The following is an 11688-nucleotide window of genomic DNA, read 5'->3' on the forward strand; positions in this document are numbered from 1 at the left end:
CAAACGCTTGATTAAAAATCTTTTATAGGATTTAATAGACTACACTCTTTAATTCTCCATCTGTATATATCCCTTTAATTCCTGGTTTGCTTTTAAGATATTCATAGATACTGTCTTCGGAGAAATGATCTTTTAGACCAGTAATAATGGTTTGTAAATATTCATGTGAAGGTTGTTTAAGTGTTACCTCTTCTATATCCCAAGGTGCGGTGAATGTATAAATTAGATATCCGTTGTCTTCGCCGAGATAGATTATTTTTCCATACCAGGCTTTTTTAAGAAAAGTGAGTGATCCTGTCTCTTTTACTTGGTTTAAATCAATATCAACTTTTGCCCCATTGTTTTCTTGTTTTAATACATCTAAAAACTGATCATATGTTATTAAATACTTTTTGCTAATTGTATATGATTCAGAGTCTTTCTTACTATCTATAAAAGCAACTCCTTGCGATTTCCACCTTCCAGCTTCTTTTGCGAAATACAATTGGTTCGGAATGGAGAAAAAGCCTTCTTTTAAAGGGAGGGATGGGTCTTTGCAACCAACTTCTGTAAGGTTCGATCCTTTTGGTCTGCCTCCTTTTATATAACAAAGAAATCGTTCCCTGCTTATATTTGAACCGTAACTGGCATACCACACGTACTGCTTCATTTTCAGCCACCTGCCTTTTCGGGAATAATATGAGAAATAAAATTAGGTCGTATGTATAGGAATTATATCATTTCCTAAGCTGTTATTTCGTTTTCGACACGTTGTTCTAAATTCCTTCATTTCCCGCGCAATATTTGTAAGATACAGGGGGTTTATGAGGAATTTAGAAAATGTATCACCCATCATTCACTTCACTAAGATTTTCTTAGCAAAGGTAGTGTTAAGCAGTGTATTCCACCGCCTAATTTATAGAATTCTGATACATCAACTGGTATGACTTCAATGCCATTTGCCTTTAGCATATCCATTGTTTTCGTTCCAGTGGCTGGGAAAATGATTTTACCAGGGGAAATAGGCAGAACATTAATCGTCAATGGATGATCTTTGGGATCGATATGAAATAGCTCAATTTTTCGTTTGTGTAGTTCATCTAAAAACCAGTAAGGCAGTAATGACTTATTTATTAATGCTTTATTATAGTCAATAAGAAGAAATGCCTCGTCAAGATGTATAATTGTTGATGGTAAATCTATCGTTACTAATTCGATGTTTTGCAGGGAGAGAAAAGTGCGCAACTGGTCAATGCCGCTAGGATTTACACGTTCAGAACGGCCTATGATAGCAGTATTTTTATCGAGCATTGTAAAGCTACCGCCCTCGGCAAAACCACTTCCTTGGATAGACCCTAAAATAGGCATACCAATACTACTAAACGTTTGTGCCGCTAATCGTGTTTCGCCGTATCGAATATACAGGGCAAGTCTAGAAATGATAACACCACTTGGAATAACCAATCCTAGATCTCGAGTAAAGATACGCTCTGGTAGGTTCTCATCTTCGCCCTCAAGGTAGACAACCTCGATACCTTCATTCTCTAATGCTTTTACCAAATTGTCGTGCTGGGTCTGTAGTTTTGTTAAATTAGGACTTTCCTTCTCTTGAAGATCTTCGGGCATTGTGCCCTTAATATACGTACCTAATAAGGGACCTGCTTCTATTTCCCTAGGGTTTTGATGAAGTTGTAGAATCTCATTTCCAGGTCGATGCATTAGAACCTTCTTTAGAGTGCCTATTTCATTTTCTACTCCCCATTCTACTCCCCAGAAGTCTTTAATAAGGGTGTTGTCATGAAAGGGTTCTTGTACTAGCTCTCTTGATAGATATATCTTCTTCATATTCATCTCCTACTCTTTACTTATTAGAACCGAAGTACAAAGGAAAACCTAGTAAATGGTTATTGTATTAGTATGTTTCCAAAAAAATTGAGGGATACATTATCACGTAATAAAGTATAAAATGGATGTAATAGTAATGCGATATGAGAATAAACTATCTCAAGTCCGTACACTTCTTCGTGAATGAGTAAACGAAAGTGATAGTAAGGAAAGGAATGAGTCTAATGCCTCTCAACAATGAAGTAGTTTTCACAAACGGAAAGTTTTTTACTTCTAATCCTGACCAGCCTTTTGCTGATACGATGGTCGTTCGTGATGGAAGGATTCTTTCGGTAGGAGATTTAACGGCAATAAATGTAGAGGGTAGAAAAGTTATCGATCTTCAAGGTCGACGTATATTACCTGGATTAATTGACGCACACCTACATCCATTGTTTCTAGCAAATGCGTCTAGACAAATCGCTTGTACACCACCAAATGTGTATTCAATTGAAGATTTAGTAGAAAAGATTTGTAAGCAAATTGAGGCACAAGATAATAGTCAATGGGTCGAAGCATGGGGCTATGACGAAGGGAAATTATCAGAGGGAAGGGCTCCAACTAGATGGGACTTGGACCAAGCTTCAACCGAGGTTCCGATTGTGGTGATACGTAATTGTGTACATATTATTTCTGCTAATAGTAAAGCGCTAGAACTTGCAGGAATTACAAAAGATACTCCCGACCCGCCAGGAGGGAAAATTGACAGAGATTCAAAAGGCGAACCAACTGGAGTTTTACGAGAAAATGCGAGATACCTTGTATTAGATATTGTTCCCACACCAACTATAGAAGAAAATGCACTAGCACTTGCTAATCTGGGACAAGAGCTTTTCTCCAAAGGAATTACTGGAATTACTGAGCTTCTAGCAAGAAAAGTACCAACTAACTATATGGAACTATATCAAAAGGCTAGAAATTATGGTTTTAAGCATAGGACAGCTCTATATGTTGTTGCTGAAGATGTAAGTGAGAATCGAACTTTTTCTAAGGAAGATTTGGACAGGGAGAAACAAATTCATGTTGGGGGAGTTAAGCTTTTAACAGACGGCAGTGTATCAGGACAAACGGCTTGGGTCAATCCTCCATTTTTAGGGGAAGAACAAAATACAGGAATTCAAATGATTTCTGAAGTTGATTTACTAGTTGCTGCTGATATTGCCAAGAAAAATAACATTCAACTAGTGGTACATGCGATGGGTGAACAAGCAATCAACTTTGTGTTAGAGACATTGAAGAATACTGAAAACTGGTTGTCAGATGGGCCATCTATTCGAATTGAGCATGCAGCTATGCCGACCGAAAAGGCAATGAAAGACGCAGCCAAAAGAGGGATTGCGTTTGTAACCCAACCTATTTTCCTCTATGCTGAAATTGAGAGTTATGTAAAGAATCTTGGTGCAGAGAGAACGAAAGAAACGTACCCGGTAAGAACAATGCTTGAAGCTGGAATACAGGTAGCGTTTTCATCTGACGCACCTGCAACAGCATGGGCGGACCCTGCAAATCCGTTTGTTGGACTAAAGGCAGCTGTTACACGATTTGCTTACGACGGGACTGATACTGGTCAGAAGCATAAGGTTGATATATCAACTGCAATATCCTTATACACAAGGAGAGCTCAGGAAATCACAAGAATTCCTAATGTAGGTCAGTTAACACCAGGCTATCATGCAGATTTCATCGTTCTTAATCGAGATATCCTTGAGATACCAGCTGAGGAAATAGATCAAGTTGAGGTAGAAGAAACGTATTTAGGTGGGGAACTGGTTTATTCAAAATTGAGAGGGTAGAAGTCTTTACGCTTAGGCAAAAGTAGTGGGTAATAAAAAAAGGATCAAGACATATTGTTTTGATCCTTTTTTGTTAAATTAAGGCATTTCATCCTCTTTTACTCTGTTCTTAAATGCTTCATGAGTAACAATGTCTTCAATTTGTTCAAATTGTCGACTATGTTCTTTTTCTTCACTAATACTGTTTTGTGGGAAGTTACCAGGATGTCCCTTTTCCTTATGTTTAAAGCTTTTTCCACGACTCATATACAAATCCCCTTTCAAATGCTTACATTTATAGTTTTCGCATTCGTAGTAAAATTATGTTTGTGTGTAAACTTTCTTACATAAATACAAGCGGAAGAGTCAGCATTGGGTTTAATCCTTTAATAAATGATGTATCCAAAATGTGAACCTGAATCCCCTTTTTTACAATAGTTTTAACTCCTTTTTATTTTCAGTGGCTACGGCGAGCTTTGTAAGATGACGATTCAGATAGTGTCGATCAAGTGAGAGCAGTTCTTCCTTTTGAATTCCCTCAACAATATACTCCGTAAAATCCCAAATTGCATTCCTTAAATGAGGGGTTGATGAATCAGCAATTGTAGTGAGGGTTCGTATAATAGCAAGTAGGATAGAGATATCGTGTACACCATAATGGAATACCTGGGAAAAGCTTTGATACAAATAATCTGAAAAAGTTGGTTGTTCACAGATAACCCGTAGGTTACGATATTGATCATTAAAATAGGACTTGGGTAAGTGTTTTTGACTAAGCCTTATTAAAAGTCTCCCTAAATTATCGATACAATTAATAGCTGTATTTGGATCGTTGACTGCAGGTGACAATGCTCTTACAGCTATTTCTACAATCTTTGTCATACCAAGCTCAATACTATTGAAAGGTGACTGTTTTGAAGCAACCGATATAAACTTTTCGTAATCCATTAAAGGGGCATTATTGTTAGTATTCCACACTGAAAGTACCACTGTTTGTTCATCTATAAAATCATTAATGTTTCTCTCTATTCGGATAATACTATCGTCTTTAGTTGCTTGTTCAACCAATCCTTTTATATCAATAAATTGTATATAACCAACTTGGTTTATTTTGAATTTTTGAGGAGAAATATGCTTAATTTCTTCTCCTTCCCAGTCATCCCAAGGAGGATCCTCGTTAACATCCTTCAAATCGGATAAATCTTCCTCGATTCGCTTTGCTGTACTTTGAGTAATATTGTATATGAGATTGCTCACTTGGATCCAATTTGTTACATGATGGATGAAGTAAACAAATACAAATAGGCAGATGATTGAAAAAAGTATTGCAAAAGAGGAAACGATATATCTGTTTCCAGGACCAGCATCCTCTATAACAAGTAACAAAATAATCGAATATACAAAGCCTCCAACAAACACACCTAGCACCCGTTGTGTACTGTGATTTGTAATAAAGTTTTGCAATGTACGCGGAGAAAAATTTGATAGATACGTTGTTAACACCACTAAAATTGTAGAAAAGGTAATCGTTGTAATCGTTAATAATGAAGCAGAAATGGTGCTTAAAATGGTTCGAGCTAAGACGATATCAGTAAACAAGACATCTGGAAGAAAGTGTTGAATGGCCTCATTTTTCATAATAATAGCCTCAATTTTTATACTCAGAAGTGCCATTAGTAAAGCAATAAGGCCATATAGAGTAGGAAGATACATGAAGTTTGAACGAATCTTTAAAAATAAACTTGTAAAAGACATGGATATCCCCCTATAGAAAATGTTACCTATAGTTTTTATCTGAAATTTAGTATTATACATTGTGAGGAATCGCGAAACATATTGGAAGGAGTATTTAAAATGAGTGAAACAAACGCGCAGTATTATATTTCGAAGCTTGGACTTAAGCCCCATCCAGAAGGTGGATTTTATAAAAATACGTATGCTTCAGATGTAACAATAGAAGTGGAACAAAATCGAGCAAAAACAAGGAATCTATTTACAAGTATTTATTTTTTGTTGAGATTTGAGGATATATCTCATTTTCACAGGCTTCAATCAGACGAACTTTGGTATTACCATGGTGGAAGTTCACTAACCGTTCATATTATTGATGAGAATGGAGAATATACAGAGGCTAAGCTAGGTTTAAATCTTGATCAAGGGGAAGTTCCTCAAGTATTGGTTCCTAAACATTCAATATTCGGTTCCTCAGTCAAGGAAGAAGATACATTTTCATTAGTTGGCTGTATGGTTTCACCAGGCTTTGATTTTGAGGATTTTAAATTATTTACACAGGATGAGCTTCTAAAGGAATACCCCCAATATGATGCGATCATTCGCAAACTAGCGTACAAGTCAAACTAACTTAAAATAGTGATTTATGAATTTTACATATATAACAGCTACATTTATTTCTCCTGAAACTCAGCTAAACAACCGTTTGTTTAAATGTAAAAGTAGTTGGTGGAAATAGCTTAATCCATTAAACAACCGTTTGTTTGAAATGAAAATAGCAAAATGAAACAGATTTCTATGAAATAATAGAACAATAACAATAAATGCGTCCTTCCTAAAAGTTTGGGAAGGGCGCATTTGTCTTTTTAGTGTAAGGATACCTGCAAACCAACCGAACTTTGTTGGTTTAAAGCGTTTATCGTGCAACGGGTATTCTTGAGAAAACAAGTGAAAATATTTTACATTATACATAGAGTGAATTTTCTAAAAATGGAGGGGTATGAGTGAAAAGAAGAACGGCAGAGCCCTATAAAATTAAGGCAGTTGAACCATTAACCATTTTGTCGTATGAGGAAAGAAAAGAAGCATTAGTACGGGCAGGATATAATACTTTTTTAATTGATTCAAAAGATGTGTACATTGACCTTTTGACAGATAGTGGAACGAGTGCGATGAGTGATCGTCAGTGGGGCGCTTTAATGGTAGGTGATGAAGCCTATGCTGGAAGCAAGAGCTGGAGGCGACTGGAGGAAGCGGTCAGAAAGGTATATGGCTACAAGTATGTATTGCCAACCCATCAAGGGCGGGGTGCGGAAAATATTTTATCCCAGCTAAAGATAAAACAAGGACATGTGGTTCCAGGTAATATGTATTTTACAACAACTCGTGCACATCAAGAGTTAAATGGAGCAAGATTTGTTGATATTATCATTGATGAAGCTCATGATTCAACAACTGAACATCCTTTCAAAGGGAATGTCGACCTTACTAAGTTAAAAGATCTTATACAAGAGGTTGGGGCAGAACGAATTCCTTATGTGTGTGTTGCGGTTACAGTCAATATGGCAGGTGGACAGCCGGTCAGCATGGAAAATATGAGGGACGTGTATAACCTGTGTAAGAGGCATGGAATTGATGTGATGTTTGATGCTACTCGCTGTGTAGAGAATGCATATTTTATTAAGGAAAGAGAAGCAGGATACGAAAATACTAGAATAAAGGACATTTTAAAGGAGATGCTATCTTATTCAGATGGCTGCACGATGAGTGGTAAAAAAGATTGCTTAGTGAACATCGGTGGATTTTTGGCAATGAACGATGAAGAGCTGTATGCAAGATCTCGAGAATTAGTAGTTGTTTATGAAGGCATGCCATCCTATGGTGGAATGGCCGGACGTGATATGGAAGCAATGGCACAAGGAATCTATGAATCTATTGATGATCATTATATTCATCATCGGATTCAGCAGGTTCGTTATCTTGGTCAGCAATTAATTGACGCAGGTGTACCAGTGGTTCAACCAATTGGGGGGCATGCTGTCTATTTGGATGCAAGACAGTTTTTATCTCACTTGAAACAAGACGAATTTCCTGCGCAAGCATTGGCAGCGGCACTGTATTTAGATTCAGGAGTAAGAGCGATGGAAAGAGGAATTGTATCAGCAGGAAGGAATAAAGAAACGGGCGAGCATAATAAACCAAAACTAGAATTAGTCCGTTTGACAATCCCGCGAAGGGTGTACACGAATAATCACATGGATGTAGTAGCAGATTCTGTTATCGCGTTGTATGAAAAGAGACGACAAATCAGTGGGCTAAAGTTGGATTATGAGCCACCAACACTTCGATTCTTTAATGCAAGGTTTTCGCCATTGTCCCAGGATTCAGAACTACTAGCTGAAGTGTAAATGAATAGAACGAGAGGGAAGGCCAGTCCTGCTTAGAAAGAGGGCTGGCTACTATCATTTAGACTTAACTAAGTAAGGGCGACTATTCTCCCACTTTACATGAACAGGAAGATTAAAGTATTCGGATAGTGTTTCACTTGTAATGACTTCACTAGTTTCTCCTAAAGCAAAAACTTCTCCGCTTTTTAGTAGGAGTGTTTTATTGAACACAGGAAGGATTTCTTCTATATGGTGAGTGACATAAATAATTGTTGGAGAATCCTTCTCATTCACTAGTTTCTTAACTGAATCTAGTAGCTGCTCTCGGGCGATAAAGTCTAGCCCATTTGTTGGTTCATCTAAAATAAGAATGGACGGTTGCGCCATCAATGCACGTGCTATCAAAATACGTTGTTTTTCTCCTTGTGATAATGTTGAGTAATCTCGGTTCGCATAGCCAATACAGCCCAATTGCTCTAATAATTCGATGGCTCTTTTACGCATATCATCTGTAGGTGTCTCATATAAGCCAATCGATGCAAATGCTCCACTTAACACAACCTCAAAGGCATTGTTGGTGGGATAAAACTTTTCCTGAAGCGAAGTTGAAACAAATCCAATTTTTTTCCTAAGCTCTTCGCCAAGATATGTTTTTCCAAACACAAAGCCCAGCACATTTGCTTTACCACTAGTAGGGAAGTTGTATGCGTTAATTAGTTTTAATAATTCTGTTTTACCAGAACCATTTAACCCATAAAGGACCCAATGTTCTCCTCTTTTAATCTCCCAGTTAATATCTTGTAAAATCTTTTTTTCATTACGTTGAAGTGACACATTCTTTAGATCTAATACCACAGTATTTCCCTCCTTATCCTAGATTAATAGTATCAGACATATAACTAAATTGTTAAACAAAAAATTCAAACAATTGATACGTCCTTTCCACTAGCATCTTTAGGTACCTTTACATAATCTTTACAGGGAATTTACACTAGTTGTTTATAATTTGTGTAACGTAGGGAATAAGTCTTGGGGTGGGGGTATTGGATTTATGAGCATTGAGTTAAAAGAACTAGAAAGAAAGAATAGTAGTGTACAGCGTATCTCTAAGAGAATATTTAAAAAGTTGAATGTAAGTGCACGGTTATTCATTTTATTTGTTTCTTTATTAGTGATCTCAGTTACGGTGGTGGGTGTTGCTTCGTATGTAAATGCAAAAGAGACGACAATCAAAACCATTGAACAAAGACTAGAAAGTGAAGCTGAGTTAATGGGATATATCGCAGAAAGCTTAAAGTTTGTATATGTCAGTGATGAGACCTATTTTATGCAACAGCTGGAAGGAAATGTTCGCATGCAACAAGAAAAGCTAGAAGCTGATGGGATGCAGGCAGACTTTTTCTATATCTCAGATCAAAAGATAGAGCCTTTTAAGATAAGTAAAGATTCGATTCCGGATATTTCAGAGAAGACGTTATTAAAACTAGATAAACAGAAGAATGGAGTTATTCACGAAAGGATTAAGGGCGAGGATTATACATTAACTTTTCATTCGATAGAGGAAATCGGAGGTATCTATGCAATTATTATACCTACTAAGTCTTTTACTGCCCCGATTGATCAGATGGCTTATTTTACGTTAGCTATCACTGTCATCAGTATAATTGTCATGAGTGTGTTAATTATTCTTTTTGTGAGAACGATTGTGAAGCCTTTAACTGCTTTACGAAATACAATGAAGGAAGTAAGAGAAGGTAACCTTCAGCACTCGGTTGATGTACACACAACTATTCCTGAAATAATCTCATTACATAAAAGTTATAATGCGATGATTGATCAAATGAGTAGTATGATAAAAGAACTGAAAACATCAACAAAGGAATTAGAAAACACGGGAGATGAATTAAAGGTTTCATCGGAAGACGCTATGGAATCAAGTCATCAATTAGTGTCCGTCATAAACCAGGTTAGACAGGGAGCGGAGCAAACAGCAAGTAGTTCTGAAGAAAGTGTAATGAGTTTTAAAGCAATGTCACATCGGATTGAAGGTATTATGAAGAACTTGCAAACTGTTATTGGAAGTTCAGAAAATATGAATACTTCAGCATTGCGTGGAGAAAAAAGCATGGGGGAATTGATTTCTACGATACAGTCATTTCAACGTGACTTCAATCAGTTAACAATAACGATTAGGGAAGTAAAGGATTACTCAATTGAAATTACATCACTTGTCCAATTAGTGACAGAAATTGCAAAACAAACAAAGCTATTAGCACTAAATGCAACCATTGAAGCGGCACGTGCTGGGGAAGCGGGTAAAGGCTTTGCTGTCGTGGCGCAGGAGGTTCAAAAGCTTGCGGAGCAATCAACGAATGCAACGGAAGAAATTTCACAAGCTATTTCGAAGATGGAGACCATTACAATAGTTGCTTCAGAGGAATTTGATCAAATGCTAGTCCAGTTAAACGCCAATCTCCAAATGGCAAATCAATCAAAAATGTCTATCAATGAGTTGATGGCTGGAATCTATGATGTAAGTGGAAATATAAAAGTCATGCAAGAAGAAATAACGGGGTTAGATAGTATCGTACCAGAGCTTGTCCAATCTGTTACGCAATTTTCATCAGTTTCCCAAGAAACGTTGGCGAGTGCAGAAGAAATGTTAGCCTTTAGTGAAAGTCAAATTCAGCAGATGGAAAATACAAATATAGTTGGAAAAAGGCTTCAAAATTTGTCCAAATCACTTTCGAAAATGACTCAGCGTTTTCATATTTTATAAGAAGGTATATACTCGAAAGGCAATAAGGTACTTTTCACAAAAAGCAGGAGTACTTTCCTTTTTGTCGAAGAGACTAATGATAGATTAATGATAGAGGAGAGTACGTTTATGGTATATGACAAGGTTCGTTGGGGAATCATCGGTTGTGGTAATGTAACAGAAGTGAAGAGTGGACCCGCATTCCAAAAGGTCAATCATTCTGAGTTAGTTGCGGTAATGCGAAGGACAGGTACGCTTGCAGAAGACTATGCGAGAAGGCACAATGTACCGAAGTGGTATGACAATGCAGATGATCTAATTCAAGATCCTGAAGTGGATGTAGTCTATATTGCCACACCTCCAGGATCGCATAAAGAATATACGTTAAAAGCAGCAAAGGCTGGAAAACCGGTTTATGTCGAAAAACCAATGGCACGGAATTATGCGGAGTGTTTGGAGATGATAGAGGTTTGTAAGAAGGAAAATGTTCCTCTGTTTGTTGCATACTATCGTAGAGGACAAGAGCGATTTCTAAAAATTAAAGAGTTGCTAGAAAATGGGGCAATTGGGGATATTCGTTTCGTCTCAACTACACAGTATCGAAAAGCTTCTCATGATGGTGAGAATATCCCATGGCGTCTGCAGCCAGAACTATCTGGAGGGGGATTGTTTTTCGATTTAGCAAGTCATACGCTTGATATTCTCGATTTCTTGTTAGGTCCAATTAAGAACGTGAATGGGTTTGCTTCCAATCAAGGAGGTCAGTATCGTGCGGAGGATATTGTAACAGGTACATATGTATTTGAATCTGGAGTCCATGGTGTTGGGAATTGGTGTTTTACTGCATTTGCAGAAGAAGATGTGAATGAAATAGTTGGCAGCAAAGGGAAAATAACCTTTTCTACATTTGGAAGTGAGCCGATTTCATTAACAACTGAACATGGAAGAGAGCAGTGGAGCTTTGATCGACCTCAACATGTGCACCAGCCTCTAGTAGAAACAATCGTAGCTGAATTAACGGGTAATACGGTAAAATGTCCAAGTAATGGCGAGTCCGGTGCGCGTACTAACTGGGTAATGGAAGAAATGGTAAAAGGATATTATCAATCTGTCTAACAATGGCGTTCCTTTAGGGAACGTCATTTTTATTTCCTACAACGCCCATAAATATTTCAAG

At 37.3% G+C, this 11688-nt stretch carries 10 protein-coding genes; 5 read left to right on the forward strand and 5 right to left on the reverse strand.

Annotated elements, in window-relative coordinates:
- Positions 1-31: 31 nt before the first annotated feature.
- Positions 32-649 (reverse strand): hypothetical protein, encoded by a 618-nt coding sequence (locus tag ACWNMY_RS13060; RefSeq protein WP_449538699.1) that lies wholly within the window; start codon positions 647-649, stop codon positions 32-34.
- Positions 650-843: 194 nt separating this feature from the next.
- Positions 844-1824 (reverse strand): dimethylarginine dimethylaminohydrolase family protein, encoded by a 981-nt coding sequence (locus ACWNMY_RS13065; RefSeq protein WP_449538700.1) that lies wholly within the window; start codon positions 1822-1824, stop codon positions 844-846.
- A gap of 197 nt (positions 1825-2021) precedes the next feature.
- Between ACWNMY_RS13065 and ACWNMY_RS13070 the strand changes: the two genes are divergently transcribed.
- Positions 2022-3656 carry an amidohydrolase gene (locus ACWNMY_RS13070; RefSeq protein WP_449538701.1) on the forward strand — a complete coding sequence of 545 codons (1635 nt, stop codon included), beginning with the start codon at positions 2022-2024 and terminating at the stop codon, positions 3654-3656.
- A 78-nt stretch (positions 3657-3734) separates the two neighbouring features.
- On the opposite strand, the gene ACWNMY_RS13075 is transcribed toward ACWNMY_RS13070, so the two are convergent.
- Together ACWNMY_RS13075 and ACWNMY_RS13080 are read right to left on the reverse strand one after the other, a co-directional pair.
- Positions 3735-3902 carry a hypothetical protein gene (locus ACWNMY_RS13075; protein ID WP_449538702.1) on the reverse strand — a complete coding sequence of 56 codons (168 nt, stop codon included), beginning with the start codon at positions 3900-3902 and terminating at the stop codon, positions 3735-3737.
- 162 nt (positions 3903-4064) lie between these two features.
- Entirely contained in the window at positions 4065-5390 is a 1326-nt protein-coding gene (locus ACWNMY_RS13080) for a DUF2254 domain-containing protein (protein ID WP_449538703.1), read from the reverse strand.
- A gap of 99 nt (positions 5391-5489) precedes the next feature.
- On the opposite strand from ACWNMY_RS13080, the gene ACWNMY_RS13085 reads away from it, so the two are divergent.
- Positions 5490-5996, forward strand: coding sequence for a cupin domain-containing protein (locus ACWNMY_RS13085; protein WP_449538704.1), 507 nt, complete (start codon positions 5490-5492; stop codon positions 5994-5996).
- Between the two features lie 374 nt (positions 5997-6370).
- Positions 6371-7774, forward strand: coding sequence for a tyrosine phenol-lyase (locus ACWNMY_RS13090; RefSeq protein ID WP_449538705.1), 1404 nt, complete (start codon positions 6371-6373; stop codon positions 7772-7774).
- Between the two features lie 54 nt (positions 7775-7828).
- On the opposite strand, the gene ACWNMY_RS13095 is transcribed toward ACWNMY_RS13090, so the two are convergent.
- A complete protein-coding gene (locus ACWNMY_RS13095; protein ID WP_449538706.1) occupies positions 7829-8608 on the reverse strand; it encodes an ABC transporter ATP-binding protein in 780 nt (259 codons plus the stop codon).
- A 196-nt stretch (positions 8609-8804) separates the two neighbouring features.
- On the opposite strand from ACWNMY_RS13095, the gene ACWNMY_RS13100 reads away from it, so the two are divergent.
- Together ACWNMY_RS13100 and ACWNMY_RS13105 are read left to right on the forward strand one after the other, a co-directional pair.
- Positions 8805-10532, forward strand: coding sequence for a methyl-accepting chemotaxis protein (locus ACWNMY_RS13100; RefSeq protein ID WP_449538707.1), 1728 nt, complete (start codon positions 8805-8807; stop codon positions 10530-10532).
- A 108-nt stretch (positions 10533-10640) separates the two neighbouring features.
- Positions 10641-11627, forward strand: a complete 987-nt coding sequence (locus tag ACWNMY_RS13105) for a Gfo/Idh/MocA family protein (protein ID WP_449538708.1) — start codon at positions 10641-10643, stop codon at positions 11625-11627.
- Positions 11628-11688 lie beyond the last annotated feature (61 nt).

This window comes from Ferdinandcohnia sp. Marseille-Q9671 (assembly GCF_976954385.1).